This is a genomic window from Falsihalocynthiibacter sp. SS001, assembly GCF_042445055.1.
Classification (GTDB): Bacteria; Pseudomonadota; Alphaproteobacteria; order Rhodobacterales; family Rhodobacteraceae; genus Falsihalocynthiibacter.
In genome coordinates, this window is sequence record NZ_CP170339.1 from 2,689,815 (window position 1) to 2,713,750 (window position 23,936).

Genomic DNA, 23,936 nt, shown 5'->3' on the forward strand with positions numbered 1-23,936 from the left:
GCGCCATGCGTTTGTTCCACAAGTTCCAAACCCGTTTGGTAAGGCGTTCTGTATTGAAGGGCGTGCTGGCCGTTGCCTTTGCGTTGCCGTTCGCTGGAGCAGCTATCGCTCAGCAGTTCGATACACGTGCCCAGAGCGCGTATATTGTGGACGTCACAACGGATACGGTCCTGCTGGAAAAGAACGCGGATGTGCCTCTGCCCCCTGCGTCGATGTCCAAACTCATGACAATCAACATGCTGTTTGAGGCCCTTAAGGACGGGCGCGTGACGATGGAAACGCGCTTTACCGTTTCGACCCGTGCCAAGAATATGGGCGGCTCAACTATGTTCCTGAATGAGAATGATCGCCCCACAGTGCGGGAACTCATTCAAGGGATTATTGTACTCTCGGGGAATGATGCGTGTGTCGTAGTGGCTGAGGGTCTGGCAGGCTCCGAGGATGCGTTCGCGCAACTGATGAATGAACGTGCTCGCGCCTTGGGTATGAACAACTCGACCTTTGGAAATTCATCTGGCTGGCCCGATCCGAACCAACGCATGAGTATGCGTGACCTTGGAATTCTGGCAGAGAGGCTCATTACCGAGTTCCCGGAATACTATGGGTACTTTGCACAAACCGAGTTTGAATTTGACGGTCGCGCGCCCGACAACCGCTTTAACCGCAACCCGCTCCTAAAAATTGACATCGGCGCGGATGGCCTCAAAACAGGCCACACAAGTGAAGCTGGCTATGGCCTTGTTGGGTCTGCTGTACAGGGCGAGCGCCGGGTGATTTTCGTGATTTCTGGCCTAAACAGCGAAACTGAACGCGCAGAGGAAGCCGAGCAAATCGTAAACTGGGCGTTTCGGCAGTTTGTGATGAAGACACTTGTTGAGAAAGACACCGTGCTAGCCGAAGCACCCGTCTGGATGGGAGAGAAGCGGCGCGTTAATCTGATTGCTGGCGAGGATCTACAGGTCTTGATCCCTGCTCTTGCCCAAGGTGATCTGGCCGGAGATGTTGTATTCGAAGGGCCAGTTGAAGCGCCAATCAAAGCGGGTGATAAACTCGCAGAGCTGGTTCTGACCCTACCGAATATGCCAGAAACACGTCTACCGCTGGTCGCCAAAGAGGATATTGCAGGCGGAGGATTTGTTCCGCGTTTGCGCACGAGCTTTACAATTCTCTTTAATCGCTTTGCGGGTGAAAGGCTGGGCTTGTCCATCTGACGTCTTGGGGCTAGATTTCGCCCATGACAGCTTCACGCCCATCGCCCCTCACGTTGCCTTCGGGTCTATTCATCAGCTTTGAGGGGATTGATGGCTCTGGAAAATCAACCCAGATCAAACTTCTTGCCCAAGCGTTGAGAAACGAAGGGCTTGATGTGGTCCTGACACGCGAACCCGGTGGGTCAACGGGAGCTGAGGAAATCCGTTCTCTTGTGCTTGAGGGCGACCCTGATCGCTGGTCAGCGGAAAGTGAGATACTGCTCTTTACTGCCGCGCGCCGTGATCATCTGGAAAAAACGATCTCTCCCGCCATTGAGGCCGGAAAGATCGTGCTGTGCGACCGTTTCGCAGATTCAACGCGCATGTACCAAGGCATGAGCCGCGGCGATCTTCGCACTGTAGTGGATCAATTGCACAGCTTGATGATCGGACGAGAACCCGATCTGACGTTTATCATTGATATGGACCCGCAAGTTGGGCTTGCCCGCGCGAAATCACGCCAAACATCTGAAGAACGGTTCGAGGATTTCGGAGAGGCGCTTCAGGCCAAGATGCGTGCGGGGTTCCTTGGACTTGCAAAAGAGTACCCCGACCGTTGCATCCTGATTGACGGTGCGCGTGAAATCGAACTCGTTGCAGCAGATATCCTCTCGCAAACCCAAGCGAAAATCGCCAACCATGCGGTGCCTTCATGAGCGATTTGCCAGAACCGGATCGAATTGAGGGTGCACCCCATCCGCGCGAAACAGTCAAACTGCTGGGTCAATCCCGCGCTCAGGCAGCTTTCCTTGAAGCATTCAACACGGGGCGCTTACACCACGGCTGGCTCATCACAGGCCCGCGCGGCGTGGGCAAGGCAACGCTTGCATGGCAAATCGCGCGCTTCTTGATCGCCCAGCCAGTTGCGTCTGGCCCTAGCTTGTTTGGCGACACACCGCCCGATGCAACATCACTTTCTATTGCGCCAGATCATCCCGTCTCGCACCGGATCGCTGCAATGTCCGAACCAGGACTTTTCGTATTAAAACGCCCTGTGGACGAGAAAACCGGAAAGCTAAAAACCGTCATCTCGGTCGATGAAGTTCGGCGCTTGAAGAATTTCTTTTCGCTGTCATCCACTGATGGCGGTCGCCGCGTGGTTATTGTGGATGCCGCCGATGAAATGAACACTCAGGCTGCAAATGCATTGCTGAAGTTCTTAGAAGAACCGCCAGAGCACACAACCATTCTCCTTATTAGCCATCAGCCCAGCAAACTCCTTCCGACGATCCGTTCGCGGTGCCGCGAGCTTCGCTGCCACTCCCTGCCCCCGCAGGATATGGCCGATGCGCTTGCAGCCGCCGGAGCCGGAGACATTGAAGAGCCTGTCATCCTTGCTGCGCTCTCGTCCGGAAGTGTTGGCGAAGCGATGCGCCTGACCACGCTAGATGGGATAAAATCGTATCAGTTGATCTGTGATCTCATGCAAGCGGCACCGGGCATTGATCGGCAACGCGCCCTTTCCCTCGCCGAGACTGCTGTTGGTGCAAAAAACGTACCCAAATATGACCTTTTGCTTGACCTGTTCGACCTGCTCCTCTCGCGTATGGCGCGGGCGGGCGTTTCGGGACCACCTGCGATTGAAGCCGCTAAAGGCGAGGCAGGCCTATTTCAGAAGTTATCGGGCACCCCCGTTCATGGGCGTGCATGGGCCAACCTTCAACAGGAACTCAGCACACGTGTTCGCCATGGGCGCGCCGTGAACCTTGACCCTGCGGCGCTCATCCTTGATATGCTTTTGAAGATGGACCAAACCGCGGGGCAACTCGCAAAACTACAATAGCTCCAAGGGACCGCTGAATGCAGCCGCAAATTACCGACAGCCATTGTCACCTCGACTTTCCCGATTTTGCCGACGAACTGCCCGAAGTTATTTCGCGCGCAGAGGAAGCAGGCGTTACGCGGATGGTTACGATTTGCACGCGCCTCAAGAATGCGACATCGGTTCAAGCAATTGCCGATGCCTATGCGCCTGTATTTTGGGCCGCAGGCACCCACCCGATGAGTGCCGCCGAGGAGCCGCTGGCATCGGTTGAGGAACTTGTCGCGCTCGCCGAACACCCGAAATTTGTGGGTATCGGAGAAACGGGGCTGGACTATCACTACACGTCCGAGAGCGCCGAAATTCAGCAAGAGAGCCTGCGCATTCATATTGAGGCCGCACGGCAAGCGGGCTTACCCCTGATTATTCACGCGCGCGCAGCGGATGATGATATGGCCAAGATTCTAAGCGAAGAGCACGCCGCGGGCGCTTTTGATTGCGTTATGCATTGTTTCTCGAGCAGCCCCGAATTGGGCCGTGCTGCGCTTGATCTTGGTTTTTATCTCTCAATGTCCGGCATCGCGAGTTTTCCGCGCTCAAAAGAGTTGCGCGAGATTTTTGCAGCGGCCCCCGTGGATCGCATTCTGGTCGAAACAGACGCGCCCTATCTTGCGCCCCCACCCCATCGCGGACGTCGGAATGAACCCGCATATAGCGCCCTAACCGCCCAAGTGGGAGCGGAGGTTTTCGGACTGTCCTACCCCGATTTTGCAGCACAAACACAAGCGAACTTTGACAGGTTGTTCGCCAAAGCCGCCGCGTGGTCCAACGCGTGATACGGTACACCATATTGGGCTGCGGCTCGTCGGGAGGGGTTCCGCGAATTGGCGGAAACTGGGGGGATTGTGACCCTCAGAACCCCAAGAACCGTCGCCAGCGCTGTTCTATGTTGGTGGAGAAATTCGGACCAGATGGTGTAACCCGCGCACTCATCGACACGTCGCCCGACATGCGCAGTCAACTGCTAACTGCTGAGGTTGGCGAGCTTGACGCCGTTGTCATGACGCACTCGCATGCGGATCACCTGCACGGGTTGGATGACATTCGTCAGCTGGTTTTCAATTCTGGCAAACGTATGCCCGTTTGGGCCGATGCCGACACCACCAATGATCTTATTGCACGATTTGGTTATGCGTTCGTACAGCCCAAAGGGAGCGACTATCCCCCGATCTGCGAGTTAAACCACATAGGTGAGCACAGTTTCGCAATTAGCGGCGCAGGCGGCGACATAGAGTTCATTCCACTTGAGGTAGATCACGGTCGCATTTCGGCGCTTGGGTTCCGAATTGGTGATCTTGCGTATATCCCTGATGTTTCCGATATGCCTCAAGAAACCTCCGACCGTATCGCAAACCTTGAAGTCTTGGTGCTTGATGCGTTGCGTCGCAAACCACATCCAAGCCACATCCACCTTGAAAAGGCTCTAGAGTGGATCGCCAGAACAAAACCGACCCGCGCGGTATTGACGAATATGCATATCGACATGGACTATGCGACGCTTGAGCAGGAACTTCCCGAAGGCATCACACCAGCTTTTGACGGTATGACCATAGAGATAGAAAGCCCATAATGCAGGCGCTCATCGACGTTATCCTGCCTGTCTTTATCGTTATCGGCTTTGGTTATCTTGTCGTTTGGCGCAAGTTATTTTCAAATGAGGGCGTTGATGCCCTAATGAAATTCACCCAGCATTTCGCAATTCCATGCCTGCTTTTCAAGGCGATCTCGACCTTGGATATTAGTCAAGGATTGGATTGGCGTTTGCTCGCAAGCTTCTATGGCGGCGCGACGACTTGTTTTCTGATTGGCCTGTTTGGCGCTCGGATCCTGTTTGGTCGCCCTTGGGAAGACTGCGTTGCGATCGGGTTCTGCGGACTGTTTTCAAACTCGCTCTTGCTTGGATTGCCGATCACAGAGCGCGCCTATGGAACAGACGCGCTTGAGGCAAACTATGCGATTATCGCCGTACACTCGCCGTTCTGCTATGGGTTGGGCATCACGGTTATGGAAATCGTACGCAATCGCGGCGCAAGCCCGATCGCAACTGGCCGCGCCGTTTTGCGCGCGATGTTTCGGAACGCGCTCGTTATCGGGATTGCGCTTGGTTTCATTGTAAACATTTCGGGTATCAACCCGCCCCAAGCGTTCAATGAGGCCGTCAGCCTTATTTCACGCTCAGCACTGCCTGCGGCGCTGTTTGCGCTTGGCGGTGTTCTCTATCGATATCGCCCTGAGGGCGATATGCGCGTTATCCTGTTTACGGTTGGTCTGTCGCTCCTTTTGCACCCGATTATCACCTATGGGCTGGCCCGCAATCTCGACCTAACAACACCAAACTTACGTTCTGCGGTGCTTACGGCCTCAATGGCGCCTGGCGTGAACGCCTACGTCTTTGCGAATATGTATGGCGTCGCCAAGCGTGTGGCGGCCTCTACGGTGCTGATCGCGACCGCTCTGTCGCTGTTCACAATTTGGGTTTGGCTCGGCATTCTGCCCTAAAGCCCTTTATTTCACTTTTGAGAGCGCCGCTTTGAAGGTATAATTGCCCAAAAGAGCGAGCAGCATGGCAACAACGCGCAACGATACTCCGAAGTTCAACATTTTGATTGTCGGTCAAAATGGCCGTCTTGCGTATGAGGCGATCATTTTCCTCGCGAGCCTTCGTGCGAGCTCCCCCAACTTCGACGGTCGAGTATTTGTCGCCGAGCCCCAACCCAATCATACGTGGGAAGGGCAAAACACCCGAATACCGTCTGACATCGCCGAAACCCTCACCAACCTTGGCGCAGAGATCCTGCCGTTCGAAAACGAACATTTCGGGAAGTCCTATCCTCAGGGCAATAAAATCGAAGCGCTCAAAGCTCTGCCCAAGGGCGAGAACTTCGTATTTTTTGATACTGACACGCTCATCACGGGCGATATTACTTCCGTTCCGTTTGATTTTGACCGCCCCTCGGCCTCTATGAACCGCGAAGGGACTTGGCCAACGCTCGAGTTATACGGCCCTACCTATAATGAGACATGGCAATCCCTGTATGATCGCTTTGGGCTAGATTTCCCAAGCTCACTCGATCTGTCCCAGCCTGACGAATACTGGGAACGTTATCTCTATTTCAATGCTGGCTGGTTCTACTATCGTTGTCCGCACGAATTTGGCGAGCGGTTCTTAAAATATGCGCTGGAAATTCGGGATAACCCGCCAGATGAACTAGTGTGCCAGCCGATATATCCTTGGCTCGATCAGATCGCACTTCCGCTAGTAATTCACTCTTTCGGCGGAGGCCGTCCTTCGCCTGACGTTGCGCAACTGGATGGCGATCTTAGTTGTCATTATCGGGTTCTGTCGCTTCTATATGCGCGTGAGTCCGATGAGGTTGTGAACCTATTGGAATCCGTCGTCGCGCCAAACAAACTCAAGAAGACTCTTAAGCAGTACGAACCGATCAAGCGTATGATTTACCAAGGCCGTGGACATAAAGCCCGCGCTCTATTCGATCAAAATAACCTCCCTCGCAAAGAGCAGGCCATCCGCAATGCGCTGCGCCGCGAGGGGTATTGGATGCGGTGAAAAACGTGGTCCTTGTTTTGAAAAACGCCATGGGCGAGAATACGCTAAGAGGGAATAATTCGCGGTATCTGGGGGTGCCAAAATGACCTTAACTTATGATAGATCAGCAGAATGAAGCCAAGTTTCGCCCTAGAACTCTCCCTTGAAGGTATCCGCCTTTTTGCTCGCGCCGAAGGTGGCTGGCGAATTGTTGGTGAAACCAGTGTGGATGCCGCGGACTTGGGCGAAACCCTCAAGAATCTACGCGAAAAAGCGACACAAGTTTCGGGTCACGACCTAAGCACCAAACTCATTATTCCGAACTCGCAAATCCTCTATGCGAACGTCGCGGCGCCTGGTCCAAGTGATGCAGAACGCGAGGCCCAAATCCGTGAAGCGCTTACGGGAATGACGCCATATGATCCTGCGGAGCTGGCCTTTGATTGGCGCAATGTTGGCGACATGGCCCAAATCGCAGCGGTCGCACAACAGACACTCCACGAGGCCGAGACATTCGCGCTGGAGCATCACTTCAATCCTGTGTCATTCGTAAGCATTCCCGACGATGGGGAGTTTGATGGCGAGCCGTTCTTTGGCCCGACCGCATTTGCGCAAACTTTCCTAAATGGCGATACGGTCGAACCAGACACACAAGCCGTAAAAGAGATCGCCGAAACGCCGAAGGAAATCCCGCTTGAGCCGCACCTCGTAATCCCAGAGGTCTATATCGAAGCGCCGCCGGCAAAGGAAACCAAGCCAGAGGACGCGCCCGCCCCACAACTTACTGCGTTTTTCACGAGCATTCAGGCGCAGCCTACCGAGCAGAATGTCGAAGCACCGAAAATCCCTGATCACCTCAAGAAGGCAAAAGGCAAAACTGCGATACCTCCGGCGATTACGTCGGGGAAGCCGCTTGTTGCTGTTTCAAGAAATGAGTACGTTACGCGCCCACTAGCGCCAAGCAAACCGCCAGAGCAACTTGTCGCTCATCTAAATGCCGCCAAGAAACCTGAGCCCAAGGTTGAGGACAAAGCGCTATCCGAGCAATCATCGGACGACAAGCTCGATGTCATTGAAGTGCATGCTCAAGAGGACGAACCCGAGGCGGTATCGGTTCCGATTATTAGCGCCAGCGCAGCATCCGAAGGTGCGCAAACGATAGACGCAAAGATCACCGAACAGGCAATGGACCTTCCCGATGTCGCGCAACTTAGCGCCAGCCTAGGGCCAGAAGCTACACTCGCCAGTGCCGGGGATTACACACCGCCAGCGATTGAAGAACAAAGCGTTTTCGGCGCACCCAAAACCGACAAACCACCCATGAACCCGCGCCACATCGGCGCCATAGCTTCTGTCGTGCTTCTGTTGCTGGTCGGCTTGGCGATGTTGTGGCGTGGCGGAGATGATAGTCCAAACGAAGGCGCCCAAGCGGCCGTCCCCCCCGCGACCGAGGTAATTGCCGAACCTGAAATCGAAACACTTGCTGAGGTTGAGATTACCGACGTAACTCCACCTGCTAGCGAAGAAAATGAAGTCGAAAGGGTCCTAACGCCGCTTACGCTTGCTGAGGCTCAAACAGCATATGACACCTCTGGCATATGGCAAAAATCGCCCCGCACGACCACTCCACCGGAAATTCGGAACACCTATGATCTGTATCTCCCTTCGCTCGACCCCGAGTTAGATCTATCGGACGCGGTAGCTCTTCCAACGGTTGAGGAAGAACCGAGCGATATCCCCCTCGCCGCACAAGCAACCCCAGCTCCTGCGGGAAGTACCTTCGCACTAGATGAAGAAGGCCTTGTCACGCCAAGTGCTGACGGTACGCTAAATCCGGACGGCATCCTTGTGTTCGAAGGTGCCCCATCGCGCCAAGCGACACCGCGCCCAGTCACTGAGGAGCCAGAGGAGGCAGAAGTCGCAGTAGCTGAAACCCAGCAGCGCCGCCCCACGCCACGTCCTGACAACCTCTCTGAAATCTACGAAGCTGCCAATCTTGGTGGCCGTACGCGAGATGAACTGGCGCGCCTTCGTCCCGTTGCTCGCCCCGTTTCCGAACAGATCTCTGCGCAAACTTCACCCGAGGGCGTCAGCCTAAGCACCAATGCCACCAAACTTGCCGTTGCTGCCGCGCGTATTCCTCAATCGCGCCCAAGTAACTTTGCCGCTATCGTTGAAAAGGCGCGCGCCAAACCTATATCTACGCCAACCGCAACGACCCAAACAGCCGCCAAGCCCGAAACGATCAGGGCGCCGGCTGTAACAGGCCCCAAAATTCCGACCCGCGCATCTGTTGCGGGCGCAGCAACCCAAAAGAACCAGATCAGCATGAGCAAAGTCGCCCTTATTGGTGTCTACGGCACCCCCTCCAGACGTTCCGCATTGGTACGGATGAGCAATGGCAAAATCGTCGAGATCGGCGTTGGAGACCGTCTCAATGGCGGCAAAGTCGCCGCAATCGGCTCAGATCAGGTTCATTACATCAAGCAAGGCAAAAACTACTTGCTGAAAATGCCTTCGAGCGGCTAGCCGCCCCTTTCCGAACGCCGCGTCACACCGTAAGCTCTAGTCATTTAACACCTCATGGCCGCGGGCACACGCACACCGCCTGAGGGAAGACGCGGGACGCATATTCTATGGAAAGTTTCCTTTTCCAAGCAACCCTTTACCTAGGCATCGCTGTGATTGCCGTTCCAATTGCGGTGCGGTTCAAGCTTGGCTCGGTCCTTGGGTATTTGCTTGCAGGAATTGCGATCGGCCCGCTTTTGGGAATCGTTGGTCCTGAAACTGCCAGCCTACAGCATTTTGCGGAATTTGGCGTCGTGATGATGCTTTTCCTGATTGGGCTGGAGCTTGAACCGCGCGTTCTTTGGGAAATGCGCGGCAAGCTTCTTGGGCTGGGAGGTTTACAACTTGTCCTGACAACATCGGTCATTACTGGCGCGGGCATCCAATTTGGATTACCTTGGTCACAGGCACTTGCGGTCGGATTGATACTTACGCTTTCCTCGACAGCGCTCGTTCTTCAGACGTTGAACGAAAAGAAACTCATGCAAACTCCGGGCGGGCGAGCGTCATTCTCTGTGCTCTTGGCCCAAGATATCGCCGTCATCCCAATGCTCGCGTTTCTGCCATTGCTTGCCCTTTCAAGCTTCCAAAATGCGCCAGCAGTCGAGGAAACATCCCACGAAGCGCATATGGGCCTTTATAACTCGATTAACTCTTGGTTCGTATCCCTTCCGCCAATTGGCACGACACTTGTCACGATTGCTGCGATTGTATTGATCATGGTGATGGGGATTTACCTGACGCGCCCATTGTTCAAACTTATCCACTCTACCCGCCTCCCCGAAATGTACACCGCGCTTTCGCTTTGGATCGTCGTTGCCATTGCGATCATCATGATGCTAGTCGGGCTGTCCCCTGCTCTGGGCGCGTTCTTGGTGGGTATGGTTCTCGCTAACTCTGAATTTCGCCACCAACTCGAAAGCGACATCGCGCCGTTTAAGGGACTGTTGCTTGGGCTGTTCTTTATCACTGTCGGTGCAGGAATGAATTTTGGCGTGCTCTTTTCAGCGCCAATTACTGTTCTTGGCTTAGTGCTGGGGCTGATAGTTGTTAAGTTCACGATCCTGTTTGCGATTGGGTGGCTATACAACTTGCGTGGGCGCGATCATTGGCTGTTCGCTCTTGGTTTGGCACAGGCGGGCGAATTTGGCTTTGTTCTCATGTCGCTCGCGCTACAACACAGCATCCTATCCGTTGAACTCGGCCAACAAATCTTGCTGGTTATTGCCCTCTCGATGCTGCTCTCGCCACTGCTGTTCGTGCTTTATGAACGTATCTCGGCGCGGATTGTCGATGAAGCAGGAGAGACAAAACCAAGTGATGAAATCGACGAGCAAAACCCGATTATCATCGCGGGAATCGGGCGCTTTGGCCAAGTCCTGACGCGTATGGTGCAATCGGCAGGCTTCCATACGACCGTGCTTGATAACGATATGGCGACGGTTGAAGTCATGCGTAAGTTCGGCTTCAAGGGCTTTTTTGGTGATCCGACACGCCCCGAAATTCTGAATGCCGCAGGGCTCGCGACGGCGCGGGTTCTGGTAGTGGCACTGGATGAACCTCAGGCCGCGCTTCGCTTGGTATCTTATGCCCGCAGCCAACGCCCTGACCTTCACATCATCGCGCGTGCGCGGGATCGTGGACAGGTTTACCGCCTCTATGCAGCGGGCGCCAATGACATCGTCCGCGAGGTTTTCGACAGCTCCCTGCGCGCTGGTCGCTATGTCCTCGAGAACGTCGGTCTCTCGGAATATGAAGCCGCCGAGGCCGAGCGGATGTTCTATCAGCACGACCGTCTAGCGGTTCAGGAATTGGCGACGCTATTTGATCCAAATATTCCAGTTGAGCAAAACGAAGCCTATATCGAGAAATCCAAGGAACTGGCCAAGGATTTGGAAGCTGCCCTTTTCAGCGTCAGCAATGCCGCGAAGGAAAAGACTGATCAGCCCGCAGAAACTCCGGCCTCCGCAAAGGTGGACATTCCTGAGTGACAGGCGATCGCTCCTTTCAGAACGCCAATCGCGAGGGCCGCGCCAGAACCTTCTCCTAGGCGCAGTCCAAGGTTCAATAGCGGCTCTTTTTCCAGATACGCAAGGACCCGCGCGTGCGCGCCTTCGGCTGATACGTGCCCTGCTAACGCATGATCCAACGCCTTTTTGTCAGTCGCAAAGAGCACCGTCGCTGCCGCCGCGCAAATAAAGCCATCTAGTATCACAGGGATCCCCTCGACCCGCGCTCGGGCAATGGCCCCCGCCATCGCGGCAATCTCGCGACCGCCCAGATTTTGCAAGACCTCCAGCGGTTTGCGTGATGGATGGCGTGCAAGCCCCGCGTCGACCACAGCAATCTTGGCGTTCAGGGCTTCCCCTTCAACGCCGGTTCCTCGGCCTGTCCAATCCGCTCCATTACCACCGATCAATGCGGCGAGAATTGCGCTTGCCGATGTCGTGTTCCCGATCCCCATTTCGCCCGTCACAAGGAGGTCGGATGTGGGGTCAACCGCATCCCATCCCGTCGCGAGAGCTTGCACAACTTCGTCCTCGCTCATCGCGCTCGCTTCTGTGAAGTCCGCGGTCGGGTTGTCCAACTCAAGGGCAAGAACATCCATCTTGGCGCCGAATGCTTTTGAGAGTTGGTTGATTGCTGCCCCGCCATGCTCAAAGTTCAGCACCATTTGTGCTGTCACCTCTGGCGGAAAGGCGGACACTCCGCGCGCTGCAACACCATGATTTCCAGCGAAAATGATAACCTGAGGCGCGGCAAGCGTTGGCCGCTCGTTTCCGCGCCAACCTGCATACCAGATCGCGATATCCTCAAGGCGCCCCAGCGCTCCCGGCGGCTTGGTGAGCTGCGAATTTCGCGCATTGGCACCTGCGATAGCAGCGCTACTCGCTGACGACGCCCCCTCAAGAAGCGTTTTGAACTCGGAGAGTGTCGAAAACTGTGCGCACATATTGTGATCCCTCGTTGCGATATTTTGCAGCAGTGTCTACCCTAAACAACCAAATTGAAATGCGACAGAAAGGGTTATTTCATGCCACAAAACGACACACACTTGGCCCTTGCTTCGGACATTCCAGCGGCTCTTGGTCTCTTAAGCCGCTTGCCAGTCAAGGTAAACCAAGAAGCCGCGCAGCAACGGGGTGCGGCGGCCGCTTGGGCATACCCCATCGCGGGGGCGATCATCGGATTTGTTGCGGTATTGGCAGGCTGGCTTTCGATGTTTCTCGGCCTGCCCGACATTGCGGTTGCAGGTATCACGCTGGCGACTCTTGTCATGGTGACAGGCGCGATGCACGAAGACGGGCTTGCCGATACATTCGACGGGCTTTGGGGCGGATATACGGTTGAGCGCCGTCTGGAAATCATGAAGGACAGCAGTATCGGCGCCTATGGTGTGGTCGCGCTTGCGTTATCAATCGCGGTACGGTTCGGGCTAATCTACGCAATTGTGCGCGATGGCAATCTGATCGCGCTCGTCGGCATTGCCGCCCTAAGCCGCGCGCCAATGGTGGTCTTGATGGCAAAAATGGAGAACGCACGAAAAAGCGGCCTCTCGCGGTCGGTCGGACGGCCACGTATTGAGACTGCACTACTCGCAGTTCTGGTCGCTTTGACGATTGGATTTGTGGTTTTGTGGGGGACAATCCTACACGGTGTTTTGATCGCGGCTATCGCCGTTTTCGCCCTTGGGATTGTGGCTCAGCACAAGATACACGGCCAGACGGGCGATATTTTAGGTGCGTCACAGCAATTCAGCGAGATCGCATTCCTTGCGGCAACTGTCACTGCCCTCTCCACATAAATAGCGCGCCCAGATTTCTCTGAACGCGCTACAATTCGGTAAGATCGTATTTAGGCCGCAGCAGGTGCGCGGGCTTCTAATACGTCGTTTACTTGCTTTTGTGCGATTTCTTCGCCATCGCCAGCAACAGCAGCAACTTCGCGTGTCAAACGCTCAAGCGCTGCTTCATAAAGTTGACGCTCAGAGTAGCTCTGCTCGCGCTGGTCGTCCGTGCGGTGCAGGTCGCGCACCACTTCGGCAATTGCCAGAAGATCACCAGAGTTAATCTTTTGCTCATACTCTTGCGCACGGCGCGACCACATTGCGCGCTTAACTTTTGCTTTGCCTTTGAGGATACGCATCGCATGATCAACCGTATCAGAAGACGCAAGAGAACGCATTCCGACTTCGATTGCCTTGTTGGTAGGCACGCGCAAAGTCATCTTGTCTTTTTCGAAAGAGATAACGAATAGCTCCAACGTAACGCCCGCAATTTCTTGCTCTTCGACGTTCACAATCTGGCCAACGCCATGGGCCGGATACACAACATATTCGTTGGGACGGAAATCAAGTTTCTTGGATTTGCTCATTCAGCAGGCTTCCTTCAGTTGAGACAGAACAAAGCAATGCGCAAGCGGTGGAGGTCCCCGCTTTGACACGCATCACTAAGAAGAAAAAGGCCCGCGCAAGATCACTTGCAAGGCGGGCGACTCCTTGAGACTGTCTATATCTACAGCTTCCATTATAACAGAAAATTGCCCCCTCCGAAAGTTCAGGAAGGGGCAAACACCACAACATTCATACATAACAATCAGTTACATACCGTTTTGCGCATAATTTTACCCGTCAAAATCGGCGATCCGACGGTGTAAAACGAATCAGTTCTAGCTGCCTTCTCCAGGCTTCTCAGAGAAGTATTTCTCAAGTTTACCATCTTCGCCATCACGCTCTTCAGCTTCGGGCAGCTGATCTTTCTTAGCGATGATAACAGGCCACAATTCGGCATACTTGCGGTTAAACTCAACCCACTTTTCAGTATCCGGCTCGGTGTCAGGACGGATCGCGTCGGCTGGGCATTCGGGCTCGCATACCCCACAGTCAATACATTCATCAGGGTGAATAACCAGCATATTCTCACCCTCATAGAAACAGTCTACGGGGCAAACTTCAACACAGTCAGTGTATTTGCAGGCAATACAGGCGTCATTGACGATATAAGTCATGCGAAAACTCGTTTTTTTGTTTCTCGCCCTGACTATTCTAGCTCGCGCGATCTTTCAAGCATTTGACGACGGGAAAGGATGCTTTTGCGCCGTTCCTTTTTTGTAGGGCGTGCTTTTCCCGCGTATTTCGGCACAGCAAGAACAGTTTTCTGCGCCTGTAGCGTGTCTGGGTCAGGCGTTGGCGTGTGGTCCTCATAGAGGGTTTGCGCCTCGGGTGCTGGTCCGCGTCGGAGCGACATTTGCATCACACGCACGATCCGAACGCGGTTTCCCTGAGTGAAGGTCAACATATCACCAGGGGCGATTGCATGGCTTGCTTTGGAAACCTTATCGCCGTTCACCCGAAGATGACCGCCCGTCACCAATTTGCTTGCAAGCCCGCGCGACTTGAAAAACCGCGCGTGCCAGAGCCATTTATCGACCCGCAATTTAGCTGGCAGGTCGCTCATAGGCTATTTTTTGTCCTTTAGCCCCATCAATGCCGCAGCAAATGGGTTATCGGGATCAATTGGCTTTTCGCGCTTTGGGGGACGTGCCTGGAAGGTTTTCGCACCCTGTTTGGCCTTGCCGCCCTTCGGACCGCCACGTTTTCCATCGTTGCGTCGCCCTTGCGGCTTGCCGCGCTCACCGTCACGCTGTGGACGGCGGTTGTTGCGTGGCTTTGCAGCCCACGTAAACGTATAGAAAACTTCCATTTCTGGTTCTGCTTCTACGGCGGCGGCCTCTGGTTGTGCTTCGCCTGGCGCGCTTTCTTCTGCGCCTTCTTCGGCTGGCTTGTCCTCAGCAGGCTTGGCGTCAGCAGCTGGTGCTGCCTTAACTTTCTCGCGTTCGCCCTTTTCTGCCTTGTATCCAAGACCTTCCATAAGCTTGGCGAACTGCTCGAGTGTCATACCGGTAATCGAAAGCATATCCGGATTTGCTTCGAAACCACCGCGGCTGTTTTCGGTCCGAAGGAGGTCAGCAAGGCGTTCGAGCATGTCGATACGGATCGCGCGCTCCCCTGCATTTCGATAGCCCGACATCGTGTCCGCACCCTCGGGGGCAGAGGCATCAACAGGGATGGTAACCAAACCTGGGGGGGGGCTTTCGGGAAATTCGTCAAGCTTCTTCGCCAAAGACCAAAGCACCAAACGCAAACGTGTCGGCGCAGGCTTAAGAAGAAGCGGCATAAAGATTGTGAACTGACCAAAGCGGATGCCGTGCTTGCGGAGTGCGCCACGGGCATCTTGATCTAGGTCTTTGACTTCTGCTGCGACGCGCTCGCGAGGAATAATGCCGAGTTCTTCGACCATGCGGAACGCAAATCCGCGTGCAACACCAGTGAGCGTTTCATCGCGGCTCATTGCCAAAAGCGGTTCAAACAGCGTCGCAACCTTGCGATCAATGAAATGCTGAAGACGGCGCGTCACTTTTTGAAGCACCTCTGGGCCAGCTTCCTCATCAACAAACGCGACGACACTTGGTTTAAGTGGATCATCGGTGGCGACCAATTTCCCCAGTGCAAGCTCGCCCCACATCAGGCCACCTTGCTCGGTGAAATCAATCTCGGTATCGGGGGCGTTATAGAAACGGTCCGCCCGTAAATGAAATTCAGGTCCGAGTGCCTGAAGGCTTGCTGCGCGCAGCGTTTTTGCTTCTTCAGAGCTTTCACTCTTATCTTGGCTGAATCTGAACCCTTCTAGTCGACCGACGTATTCGCCCTCGACCAAAACTTCACCTTTGTCATTTACGTCGGCCACAAGGCCCTCCTTCTGCTTCAACCGCCGCAACAAAACACTTGTCCGCCGGTCAACAAATCTTTGTGTAAGCGCATTATGCAGCGCATCTGATAGTCGGTCTTCTACAGCGCGCGTCGCCTCTCGCCAATGGATTTCGTCATCAAGCCAACCGCTGCGCTGAGAAACATAAGTCCATGTGCGGATAAACGCCAATCTTTTAGATAAAGCGTCGATATCTCCGTCAGTTCTGTCGATTCTTTTGACCTGTCGAGCGAGCCAATCATCGGGAACGCGGTTAAATTCCTGCAGGAAACCAAAAATCTGTTCCAGCAAGCCCGTATGCTCGCCATGACTGATTCCCCGAAAATCGGGTATTCGGCACACATCCCAGAGGCGCTTTACGTCCCCTGCTCCGCGCAGTTTGTCGAGGACGACTGGCATCGCCGCCAAAGATTTGAGCGCACCTAGGTCGTCCGCCTCGCGGGCTTTAACGAGACGCTCATCGGTGGGCGCGGCCTCCAAGCTTCGGATGAGCGCGTCACTTGTCCCGAATTCTAGCCGAGAGTTGCGCCAGTTCAACTTTTTGATCGGAGCAAAGCGATGGCTCATGATCGCATCAGCCAAGCCCTCGTCAAATGGTTGCGCCTCGCCCGTCACGCCAAAACTACCGTGGCTCATATGACGCCCAGCGCGGCCCGCAATCTGCGCAAGCTCGTTGGGCATGAGCGACCTCATACGCCGACCGTCGAATTTCTCGGTGGCCGAGAATGCCACGTGATTTACATCAAGGTTCAACCCCATGCCGATCGCATCGGTCGCGACGAGGAAATCGACGTCGCCATTCTGGTACATCTCGACCTGAGCATTTCGGGTGCGCGGGCTCAGCGCGCCCATGACCACCGCCGCACCGCCCTTTTGACGCCGCAACAGCTCTGCAATTCCATAGAGACTATCAACCGAGAACCCGACAATCGCGGAGCGCCCCGGCATCCGACTGATCTTGCGGCTACCCGAGTAACTCAACTCCGAGAGGCGTTCGCGGCGAATGAAATCGACATTCCCCAGAACGTCTGCAATTGCGCCGCGCATCGTATCCGCCCCCATAAAGAGCGTTTCATGAAGCCCACGCGCGCGCAGCAAACGATCGGTAAAAATATGCCCGCGCTCGGGATCTGCGCAAAGCTGGATTTCATCTACGGCAAGGAAATCACACCCCATCCCCTCGGGCATGGCCTCTACGGTACAGACCCAATATTGCGCGCGTGGTGGAACAATACGTTCTTCGCCAGTCACAAGCGCAACTACGGAGGGGCCACGCAGGGCAACGATCTTGTCGTAAACTTCGCGTGCCAAGAGGCGCAGCGGCAGGCCGATGATGCCGGTGCGATGCGCCAACATGCGCTCAATTGCGTAATGCGTCTTACCCGTGTTTGTCGGGCCCAGGATCGCCTTGATCCGCGGCGTGTTCGCCATTTTACCAGCCCTTAAAGGTTCGTTCCGCCAACCAATGCGTTCAATCGCGCAATGTCATCTGCCACATTCGGCTCATGCGGGTGTAATATGGCAACCTGTTCAAAGACCTCAAGGGCCTGTTTGGGTTTTCCGGACTCTTCGAGTATGCGCGCCATCCCGACCATTGCATCAAAATGTCGGGGTTCAAGCGTCAATACGCGGGAGATGTCCTCCATCGACGGGCCAAACATTCCTATCAGATAATAAGCCGTTGCCCGTGCGTTATACCCTTCGGCAAAATCGGGGGAGTGGTCCGTGAGGGCGGTAAAGTGATCAATCGCCACCAGATAATCGCCAAGTTCAAGCGAGCGATGTCCGCGTTCAAGCAGCATATTCATCGACTCTGATCCAGAATCAGCAAATATGCGCCGTATTTCGTCTTCGGTATCTTCCCAGTCTTCGTTTTCCGGATCGGCCAGTTCGGCAAATAATGCATCTAGATCGCGCGTCTGTGCCGCAACAGGATGCACAGAAACAAGCGAGATCACCGCCAAAAACAGAAATGCCGTAACGACACGATTGAGAAAGGGGTTTATCACGCTCATAACATTTGCAACTGTACCCGAAAGGCTGGGAAAAGCGACCCCCCAACCCTTCACGATTATTGGAGAAAATATATGAGCGATATTCTTACAGCAGCAGTTGGCGCCTTGTCCCAGAAAATCACGTCGTTTGACGGCTCTGCTAAATTCATCATTTCCGGCGAGGGCGGCATTGTCATCGACGGCGACGGCGTGCGCGCAGGCGACGACGACACTGACGTTACGCTAACTGCCGACGCAGAGACATTCCAAGCGATCCTCGATGGCAACCTGAACCCAACAACTGCTTTCATGACAGGTAAACTCTCGCTCGACGGCGACATGGGAACAGCCATGAAGCTCGGTGCAGAATTGAGCTAATATGAAAAGCGCTCCCTTCTATGAGGATATCATCGGAGCGGCCGACCCCGGCGAAACGTCGTGGTGGGTTACTTCGGATGATGTTCGCATCAGGTTGGGAGTGTGGAATTCAGATGCGCCCATGGGAACGGTCCTGCTGTTTCCGGGGCGCACAGAATACATTGAGAAATACGCGCCCACGGCCACATTTCTCGACGCGCGCGGTTTTGCGACACTTGTGGTGGATTGGCGTGGTCAGGGGCTCTCGGATCGGGATAACCATAACCCGCTCGTTGGACACGTCGCGACCTTTGAAGCATTTCAGCACGACGTAGATACCGTCATGCGCGCAGCGGCAGAGATGAACCTGCCCAAACCATACTACCTGCTGGGCCATTCAATGGGCGGGTGTATCGGCCTGCGCGCGTTGATGAGTGGATTGGACGTTAAGGCTGCCAGCTTTACTGGGCCGATGTGGGGCATCAACATCCCCGCGCACAAACGTCACGCGGCATGGACCGTCAGCGCGCTCGCCCATAAATTCGGACGCGGCAAGAACCTAACGCCTAGCACCAGCGAGAACACCTATGTCCTTGCGGAGCCGTTCAACAACAACATGCTCACAACTGACAAGGCGAGTTTTGAGTGGATGCGGCATCAAGTTATGACGCACCCCGACCTTGCGCTTGGTGGCCCCTCCTATAGCTGGCTTTTTCAAGCTCTGCGCGAATGCAAGAGTTTGGCTCGCCTTCCCTCTCCCCATGTTCCATGCCTGACGTTTCTGGGCACGGATGAACGTATCGTCGTTCAGGAGGCTGTTAAGACGCGAATGCAGAAATGGCCAGACGGAGAACTCATTATGGTCTCTGGTGCCGAGCATGAAATCTTGATGGAAAACCCGAAAACGCTTGAGCACGTCCGTGATCGCCTTACCGAGTTTTTCGCCGCACACGCCTAGGGCGCGCGCAATCTAAATCAAATTCTCTGCAAAAACCTCCTTCAGTAAGTGTTTCTCACTTTGGCGCCCTTGAACCGCCCCCCTCTGTCCGCCTATGTCTAGAGGGCAAATAACAAGAGGTTTTTCATGCGCTTTTCCCGACCTACGCCCGTATTCGATTCCGCTCCTGCACGAGGTGAAAGCGGGAACTTTGGAGATCTTCCTGAATGGAATCTCGACGACCTCTATACTGGCGAGGACGCGCCCGAACTCTCGCGTGATATGAAGTGGCTGGAAAAAGCCTGCGCCGACTTTGCTCAAAACTACGAAGGCAAGCTGAGCGCGCTTGACGCGGCGGGTATGCTTCAATGCGTAAAGGACTATGAGGAAATCGACCTGATCGCAGGTCGCATCATGTCGTTTGCGGGGCTTCGGTATTACCAAATCACGACCGACAGTGGCCGTGCCAAATTCATGTCCGACACCCAAGAAAAAGTCACCGTATTCACGACACCTCTCGTTTTTTATAGCCTCGAAGTGAACCGTCTAGAGGACAAGGCACTCGCGGATATGTTCGCCGAAAACGCCGACCTTGCACGTTACAAGCCCGTGTTTGACCGTCAGCGCGCGATGAAGCCGCACCAGCTTTCGGATGAACTCGAAAAATTCTTGCACGACCAGTCCACCGTTGGCGCTGCCGCATGGAACCGTTTGTTCGACGAAACCATCGCTGGATTGCTTTTCGAAATCAACGGCGAGGAAATGAACCTCGAAGCGGTTCTCAACCTACTTACTGATCAGGATCGCGCCCTACGGGAAACGGCGAGCAACGAGTTGGCGCGCGTCTTTGACGAGAACATCAAGATTTTCGCGCGGGTTCACAACACACTTGCCAAAGACAAAGAGATTGAAGACCGCTGGCGCAAAATGCCGACCGCACAAACTGCGCGTCACCTCTCGAACCATGTAGAGCCAGAAGTTGTCGAAGCGCTTCGAAACGCCGTTGTTGCGGCATATCCAAAGCTGTCGCACCGTTACTATGCCCTCAAGGCAAAGTGGCTTGGTCTTGAGACAATGCAAACGTGGGATCGCAACGCACCCCTCCCCAAGAAGGACGAGAAAACTGTTGATTGGGAAGATGCAAAGCAAACTGTCCTCGACGCCTACGCGGGCTTTGACCCCAAGATGGCCGAGCTTGCGGCGCCTTTCTTTACCGAAGGGTGGATTGATGCCGCAGTTAAACCAGGAAAAGCACCTGGGGCATTTGCACATCCCACCGTCACGAATGTGCACCCCTATGTCATGCTCAATTATCTCGGAAAGCCACGTGATGTGATGACCCTTGCGCACGAGTTGGGCCACGGCGTGCATCAGGTTCTTGCCGCAGAACAAGGGGAGCTTTTGTCCTCAACTCCGCTGACGCTTGCGGAAACGGCGAGCGTATTTGGCGAAATGCTGACCTTCCAAGCCCTACTCAGCAAGGCCGAAACACAAGAAGAGCGCAAAATCCTGCTCGCGGGCAAAGTCGAGGATATGATCAACACGGTTGTCCGTCAGATCGCCTTCTATGACTTTGAATGCAAACTCCATGAGGCGCGCTCGCAAGGGGAACTCACCCCCGAAGATATCAACGCGATCTGGATGTCCGTTCAAGCAGAGAGCCTTGGCCCTGTTTTTGAATTCACGCATGGCTATGCAACCTTCTGGGCATATGTTCCGCATTTCGTGCATTCGCCGTTCTACGTTTATGCCTATGCATTCGGCGACGGCCTCGTGAACGCGCTTTATGCCGTTTACAAAGAAGGCGGCGCGGACTTCCAAGAGAAGTATTTTGAGATGCTGCGCGCTGGTGGTTCCAAACACCACTCAGAGCTCCTCGCACCATTCGGGCTTGATGCATCGGACCCCAAATTCTGGGACAAAGGGCTCTCGATGATTTCCGACATGATCGATGAACTCGAAGCAATGGAGCAATAAAATGAACAAAACACTAAGCATCGCTGCCTGCGCCGCGCTCATTCCATTCGTCGCCAATGCCAATCCATCCATGATCGGTAAATGGAGTTGCGAGAACTATTCCGAAACCAACCAAATTTTGGCCACTGTGACCTACCAAGAGAACGGAAAGAGCAAAGGTAACTTTGACGTCACCGTTACCGAGAGTGGTACAGAGGTGAAAATGTATGGCGCTTATAAGGCGACATGGAGTAAGGAACCGACGCGCCTGACGGAAACCGTGAACTGGATTGATATCGAAGAATTGACGATCAACGGCGAGAGCTTCATTGGCACGCCGACTGAAACTGCCCTTGAGGATGCGATGCTGGCGGAGGGTGAGACCATCTCCGAGATCATTGAATCAAGCGAAGTCACGTTCGTGCTGCAGGATGGCGAAGGGAACATCTCTTCCTGTAACAAGTTCTAGCAATTCACGTTGCGTCAGGGTTGCCTCGGCAGCCCTATTCGTGGCGAAGTTGCGACAAAATACTTAGGGAAAATCCATGCGCCTCAATACTTTTGTCAAACTGGTTCTAGCCATCATTATCGTAGGGGCCGGAGCCCTTCTGACATTTGGACCCGCTGCCGTTGAGAAATCGATGAACACGGTAGAGGCGCATGAGCCATACAACATTAGCCCCGAGGCGCAGGCGCTTCACGACAGCCTAATCATCGGGGACTGGCACGCTGACTCACTCTTGTGGAACCGCAACCTTCTTGAACGCGCTGACCGCGGGCATGTGGACATTCCACGCCTTCAGGACGGGAACGTCGCCTTGCAGATGTTCACGACAGTCACCAAGAGCCCCGCTGGCCAGAACTACGAAGAGAATGAAGCAGATGCGCGCGACAACATAACTCCACTAGCGATTGCGCAGCTTTGGCCCATTTCGACTTGGAACAGCTTGCTTGAGCGCGCTCTGTATCAATCCGAACGCCTGCATAAATACGCCGCCAAAGCGCCGGATGACCTCAAAATCATCAAGACACAAAGCGATCTGAACGCCCTACTTGACGCGCGCGCGGCCGGAGCACGAACAGTTGGCGGCCTTCTGGGGACAGAGGGCGCCCACCCGCTTGAAGGGAAAATCGAAAACCTTGAGAAGCTTGATCAAGCTGGCTTCCGTATGATCTCGCTGCAGCATTTCTTTAACAATGAGGCGGGCGGCTCACTACATGGTCACGAAAATGAAGACCTGAGCGATTTTGGCCGCGAAGTTGTTGCACAGGTTGAAGCCCGCAACATGGTGCTGGACGTCTCCCATTCAAGCGAACAAGTTGTCCGCGATGTTCTGGAAATGACCGATATGCCGATAGTTGTCAGCCACACGGGTATTTTCAGCCACTGCGAAAGCAAACGGAATATCCCAGACGACCTCGTGAGTGCCATTGCCGCCAAGGGTGGCGTCATTGCGATTGGTTACTGGAAAGACGTAACCTGTGACGACAGCCCCCTCGGCGTGGCGAAAACGATCGTTGCAGCGATTGATCTGGTTGGCGTCGATCACGTCGCTCTTGGGTCGGATTTTGACGGATCTGTCCATACGGCGATGGACACTTCCGAACTGGCTGCGATCACCCAAGGGCTTCTAGACCTCGAAGTACCCGAGGCCGATATTCGCAAAGTTATGGGTGACAATATGGTCCGCGTATTGCGTGACCGGCTTGCCCCCTAGGCCTTTGCAAAAACCATATCCATCATGGACTGGGCTTTCTTGCTGGCCTCAAGATCATAAGGGTATGGCGCGCCTGTCGCGACAGTGTTTGCAAAGTTTTCAATTTGCAAAACATATTGGTTTACACCGGGATAACGGGTGCGCTTCTCGCCATCATCGTTCACAGTAAGAACCTGCGCTTCGCCATAGACATTGGCGTTGAACGGGGTGTTGACGACGATCTTCCCCTTATCGCCATAAAACACCATCTCTTGGTGAGGCGATAGGCGCATCGAAACCATTCCGGAATAGGTAAAGCCCTCGAACTGCGCCTGAACATCGGTGTAGACATCAACGTCGTTCTCTTTGCGCATCGAAACCGCCGTGACCTCCGGAAGGTCTGCGCCCGTCGCAAAAAGCGTGCTGCCATAGATATAAACGCCAATGTCCCGCGCAGCGCCACCGCCGAATTCGGGTAGGTTTCGGATATTCTTGGTGTCGGTTTCATTGTTGTAGCAAAAGTTGCCGCTGACGTGACGCAACTCGCCGATATCTCCGGCGGCAATCCGATCCCGCACCTCAATCCACTGCGGGTGGTGCGCGATCATATATGCCTCTGCGGCGACGAGGCCGGTTTCATCGCGCAGCTTAATGAGCGCGTCGATCTCATGCGCTTCCATTGCGATTGGTTTTTCACAGAGCACGTGCTTGCCCGCACGCAAAGCCTTCGCCGTCCATTCGACATGAAGGTGGTTCGGCAGGGGAATATAGATCGCATCGACAGCATCCGAATTCAGAAGCGCATCGTAATCCTCAAAGACCTTGATAGAAGGGCAGAACGCCTGAAACGGCGCGGCTTTGGTCGAATTGGAAGTTGCTAGCGCTACAAGTTCGTTACCGTTGGCCGCGTGAATTGCGGGCGCTAGATGTTTGGCGGCGAAGTTCGACGCTCCCAAAATGCCCCAACGTAATGTCTTGCTCATAATATCCTCCATCTGTTCGGCAGCAAGCTAGCAGTTTGCAACAAACGTGCAACACGCA

The 23,936-nt window shown here is 54.6% G+C and carries 22 protein-coding genes; 15 read left to right on the forward strand and 7 right to left on the reverse strand.

Going from position 1 to position 23,936, the window contains the following annotated elements; genetic code table 11:
• The first annotated feature begins 5 nt into the window (after window positions 1–5).
• The 9 genes from ACFE33_RS12905 (at window position 6) to ACFE33_RS12945 (ending at window position 11,178) form a co-directional block, all read left to right on the forward strand.
• Window positions 6–1,211: a D-alanyl-D-alanine carboxypeptidase family protein gene (locus tag ACFE33_RS12905; protein ID WP_380054123.1), complete on the forward strand. Its 1,206-nt coding sequence runs from the start codon at window positions 6–8 to the stop codon at window positions 1,209–1,211.
• A gap of 23 nt (window positions 1,212–1,234) precedes the next feature.
• Complete coding sequence (tmk, locus tag ACFE33_RS12910; RefSeq protein WP_380054125.1) at window positions 1,235–1,906, forward strand: dTMP kinase; 672 nt, start codon at window positions 1,235–1,237, stop codon at window positions 1,904–1,906.
• Window positions 1,903–3,033, forward strand: a complete 1,131-nt coding sequence (locus tag ACFE33_RS12915; protein WP_380054128.1) for a DNA polymerase III subunit delta' — start codon at window positions 1,903–1,905, stop codon at window positions 3,031–3,033. The genes tmk and ACFE33_RS12915 overlap by 4 nt, the downstream gene beginning before the upstream one ends.
• Window positions 3,034–3,050: 17 nt before the next feature.
• Window positions 3,051–3,848: a TatD family hydrolase gene (locus ACFE33_RS12920; RefSeq protein ID WP_380054131.1), complete on the forward strand. Its 798-nt coding sequence runs from the start codon at window positions 3,051–3,053 to the stop codon at window positions 3,846–3,848.
• Between the two features lie 110 nt (window positions 3,849–3,958).
• A complete protein-coding gene (locus tag ACFE33_RS12925) occupies window positions 3,959–4,642 on the forward strand; it encodes an MBL fold metallo-hydrolase (RefSeq protein ID WP_380054133.1) in 684 nt (227 codons plus the stop codon).
• Complete coding sequence (locus tag ACFE33_RS12930; protein ID WP_380054136.1) at window positions 4,642–5,571, forward strand: AEC family transporter; 930 nt, start codon at window positions 4,642–4,644, stop codon at window positions 5,569–5,571. The genes ACFE33_RS12925 and ACFE33_RS12930 overlap by 1 nt, the downstream gene beginning before the upstream one ends.
• A gap of 64 nt (window positions 5,572–5,635) precedes the next feature.
• A complete protein-coding gene (locus tag ACFE33_RS12935; protein WP_380054139.1) occupies window positions 5,636–6,640 on the forward strand; it encodes a hypothetical protein in 1,005 nt (334 codons plus the stop codon).
• A gap of 111 nt (window positions 6,641–6,751) precedes the next feature.
• Window positions 6,752–9,148, forward strand: coding sequence for a hypothetical protein (locus ACFE33_RS12940; RefSeq protein ID WP_380054142.1), 2,397 nt, complete (start codon window positions 6,752–6,754; stop codon window positions 9,146–9,148).
• A 107-nt stretch (window positions 9,149–9,255) separates the two neighbouring features.
• Window positions 9,256–11,178, forward strand: a complete 1,923-nt coding sequence (locus ACFE33_RS12945; protein WP_380054145.1) for a cation:proton antiporter — start codon at window positions 9,256–9,258, stop codon at window positions 11,176–11,178.
• Here ACFE33_RS12945 and cobT read toward each other — a convergent pair.
• Complete coding sequence (gene cobT / locus ACFE33_RS12950; protein ID WP_380054147.1) at window positions 11,130–12,140, reverse strand: nicotinate-nucleotide--dimethylbenzimidazole phosphoribosyltransferase; 1,011 nt, start codon at window positions 12,138–12,140, stop codon at window positions 11,130–11,132. The two genes, ACFE33_RS12945 and cobT, sit on opposite strands and share 49 nt — an antisense overlap.
• 81 nt (window positions 12,141–12,221) lie before the next feature.
• Here cobT and ACFE33_RS12955 point away from each other — a divergent pair, with 81 nt between their 5' ends.
• Window positions 12,222–12,992 carry an adenosylcobinamide-GDP ribazoletransferase gene (locus ACFE33_RS12955; protein WP_380054148.1) on the forward strand — a complete coding sequence of 257 codons (771 nt, stop codon included), beginning with the start codon at window positions 12,222–12,224 and terminating at the stop codon, window positions 12,990–12,992.
• 50 nt (window positions 12,993–13,042) lie between these two features.
• On the opposite strand, the gene ACFE33_RS12960 is transcribed toward ACFE33_RS12955, so the two are convergent.
• The 5 genes from ACFE33_RS12960 to ACFE33_RS12980 form a co-directional block, all read right to left on the reverse strand.
• Window positions 13,043–13,561, reverse strand: a complete 519-nt coding sequence (locus ACFE33_RS12960) for a CarD family transcriptional regulator (RefSeq protein ID WP_380054151.1) — start codon at window positions 13,559–13,561, stop codon at window positions 13,043–13,045.
• 294 nt (window positions 13,562–13,855) lie between these two features.
• On the reverse strand, window positions 13,856–14,194 hold the full coding sequence (gene fdxA, locus ACFE33_RS12965; RefSeq protein WP_380054154.1) for a ferredoxin FdxA: 339 nt from the start codon (window positions 14,192–14,194) through the stop codon (window positions 13,856–13,858).
• A 32-nt stretch (window positions 14,195–14,226) separates the two neighbouring features.
• Window positions 14,227–14,643: an RNA-binding S4 domain-containing protein gene (locus ACFE33_RS12970; RefSeq protein ID WP_380054156.1), complete on the reverse strand. Its 417-nt coding sequence runs from the start codon at window positions 14,641–14,643 to the stop codon at window positions 14,227–14,229.
• Between the two features lie 3 nt (window positions 14,644–14,646).
• The gene (locus ACFE33_RS12975) at window positions 14,647–17,385 is read right to left on the reverse strand and encodes a helicase-related protein (RefSeq protein WP_380054158.1); all 2,739 of its coding nucleotides are present in this window, start codon (window positions 17,383–17,385) and stop codon (window positions 14,647–14,649) included.
• Between the two features lie 11 nt (window positions 17,386–17,396).
• Complete coding sequence (locus ACFE33_RS12980; RefSeq protein WP_380054160.1) at window positions 17,397–17,969, reverse strand: tetratricopeptide repeat protein; 573 nt, start codon at window positions 17,967–17,969, stop codon at window positions 17,397–17,399.
• A gap of 72 nt (window positions 17,970–18,041) precedes the next feature.
• Between ACFE33_RS12980 and ACFE33_RS12985 the strand changes: the two genes are divergently transcribed.
• The 5 genes from ACFE33_RS12985 (at window position 18,042) to ACFE33_RS13005 (ending at window position 22,916) form a co-directional block, all read left to right on the forward strand.
• Entirely contained in the window at window positions 18,042–18,326 is a 285-nt protein-coding gene (locus ACFE33_RS12985; protein ID WP_380054163.1) for an SCP2 sterol-binding domain-containing protein, read from the forward strand.
• A gap of 1 nt (window position 18,327) precedes the next feature.
• A complete protein-coding gene (locus ACFE33_RS12990) occupies window positions 18,328–19,263 on the forward strand; it encodes an alpha/beta hydrolase (RefSeq protein WP_380054165.1) in 936 nt (311 codons plus the stop codon).
• Window positions 19,264–19,389: 126 nt separating this feature from the next.
• Window positions 19,390–21,219 (forward strand): M3 family oligoendopeptidase, encoded by a 1,830-nt coding sequence (locus tag ACFE33_RS12995; RefSeq protein WP_380054167.1) that lies wholly within the window; start codon window positions 19,390–19,392, stop codon window positions 21,217–21,219.
• A gap of 1 nt (window position 21,220) precedes the next feature.
• Window positions 21,221–21,667 (forward strand): hypothetical protein, encoded by a 447-nt coding sequence (locus ACFE33_RS13000; RefSeq protein ID WP_380054169.1) that lies wholly within the window; start codon window positions 21,221–21,223, stop codon window positions 21,665–21,667.
• Between the two features lie 76 nt (window positions 21,668–21,743).
• Entirely contained in the window at window positions 21,744–22,916 is a 1,173-nt protein-coding gene (locus ACFE33_RS13005; protein WP_380054172.1) for a dipeptidase, read from the forward strand.
• Here ACFE33_RS13005 and ACFE33_RS13010 read toward each other — a convergent pair.
• Window positions 22,913–23,878, reverse strand: coding sequence for a Gfo/Idh/MocA family protein (locus ACFE33_RS13010; RefSeq protein WP_380054175.1), 966 nt, complete (start codon window positions 23,876–23,878; stop codon window positions 22,913–22,915). The two genes, ACFE33_RS13005 and ACFE33_RS13010, sit on opposite strands and share 4 nt — an antisense overlap.
• Window positions 23,879–23,936: the final 58 nt, after the last annotated feature.

What these genes read in the sequence shown, in the direction of transcription:
- ACFE33_RS12905 (WP_380054123.1), top strand. Translation starts at nt 6, where the DNA reads ATGCGTTTGTTCCACAAGTTCCAAACCCGTTTGGTAAGGCGTTCTGTA.
- tmk (WP_380054125.1), top strand. Translation starts at nt 1,235, where the DNA reads ATGACAGCTTCACGCCCATCGCCCCTCACGTTGCCTTCGGGTCTATTC.
- ACFE33_RS12915 (WP_380054128.1), top strand. Translation starts at nt 1,903, where the DNA reads ATGAGCGATTTGCCAGAACCGGATCGAATTGAGGGTGCACCCCATCCG.
- ACFE33_RS12920 (WP_380054131.1), top strand. Translation starts at nt 3,051, where the DNA reads ATGCAGCCGCAAATTACCGACAGCCATTGTCACCTCGACTTTCCCGAT.
- ACFE33_RS12925 (WP_380054133.1), top strand. Translation starts at nt 3,959, where the DNA reads ATGTTGGTGGAGAAATTCGGACCAGATGGTGTAACCCGCGCACTCATC.
- ACFE33_RS12930 (WP_380054136.1), top strand. Translation starts at nt 4,642, where the DNA reads ATGCAGGCGCTCATCGACGTTATCCTGCCTGTCTTTATCGTTATCGGC.
- ACFE33_RS12935 (WP_380054139.1), top strand. Translation starts at nt 5,636, where the DNA reads ATGGCAACAACGCGCAACGATACTCCGAAGTTCAACATTTTGATTGTC.
- ACFE33_RS12940 (WP_380054142.1), top strand. Translation starts at nt 6,752, where the DNA reads ATGAAGCCAAGTTTCGCCCTAGAACTCTCCCTTGAAGGTATCCGCCTT.
- ACFE33_RS12945 (WP_380054145.1), top strand. Translation starts at nt 9,256, where the DNA reads ATGGAAAGTTTCCTTTTCCAAGCAACCCTTTACCTAGGCATCGCTGTG.
- cobT (WP_380054147.1), bottom strand. Translation starts at nt 12,140, where the DNA reads ATGTGCGCACAGTTTTCGACACTCTCCGAGTTCAAAACGCTTCTTGAG.
- ACFE33_RS12955 (WP_380054148.1), top strand. Translation starts at nt 12,222, where the DNA reads ATGCCACAAAACGACACACACTTGGCCCTTGCTTCGGACATTCCAGCG.
- ACFE33_RS12960 (WP_380054151.1), bottom strand. Translation starts at nt 13,561, where the DNA reads ATGAGCAAATCCAAGAAACTTGATTTCCGTCCCAACGAATATGTTGTG.
- fdxA (WP_380054154.1), bottom strand. Translation starts at nt 14,194, where the DNA reads ATGACTTATATCGTCAATGACGCCTGTATTGCCTGCAAATACACTGAC.
- ACFE33_RS12970 (WP_380054156.1), bottom strand. Translation starts at nt 14,643, where the DNA reads ATGAGCGACCTGCCAGCTAAATTGCGGGTCGATAAATGGCTCTGGCAC.
- ACFE33_RS12975 (WP_380054158.1), bottom strand. Translation starts at nt 17,385, where the DNA reads ATGGCGAACACGCCGCGGATCAAGGCGATCCTGGGCCCGACAAACACG.
- ACFE33_RS12980 (WP_380054160.1), bottom strand. Translation starts at nt 17,969, where the DNA reads ATGAGCGTGATAAACCCCTTTCTCAATCGTGTCGTTACGGCATTTCTG.
- ACFE33_RS12985 (WP_380054163.1), top strand. Translation starts at nt 18,042, where the DNA reads ATGAGCGATATTCTTACAGCAGCAGTTGGCGCCTTGTCCCAGAAAATC.
- ACFE33_RS12990 (WP_380054165.1), top strand. Translation starts at nt 18,328, where the DNA reads ATGAAAAGCGCTCCCTTCTATGAGGATATCATCGGAGCGGCCGACCCC.
- ACFE33_RS12995 (WP_380054167.1), top strand. Translation starts at nt 19,390, where the DNA reads ATGCGCTTTTCCCGACCTACGCCCGTATTCGATTCCGCTCCTGCACGA.
- ACFE33_RS13000 (WP_380054169.1), top strand. Translation starts at nt 21,221, where the DNA reads ATGAACAAAACACTAAGCATCGCTGCCTGCGCCGCGCTCATTCCATTC.
- ACFE33_RS13005 (WP_380054172.1), top strand. Translation starts at nt 21,744, where the DNA reads ATGCGCCTCAATACTTTTGTCAAACTGGTTCTAGCCATCATTATCGTA.
- ACFE33_RS13010 (WP_380054175.1), bottom strand. Translation starts at nt 23,878, where the DNA reads ATGAGCAAGACATTACGTTGGGGCATTTTGGGAGCGTCGAACTTCGCC.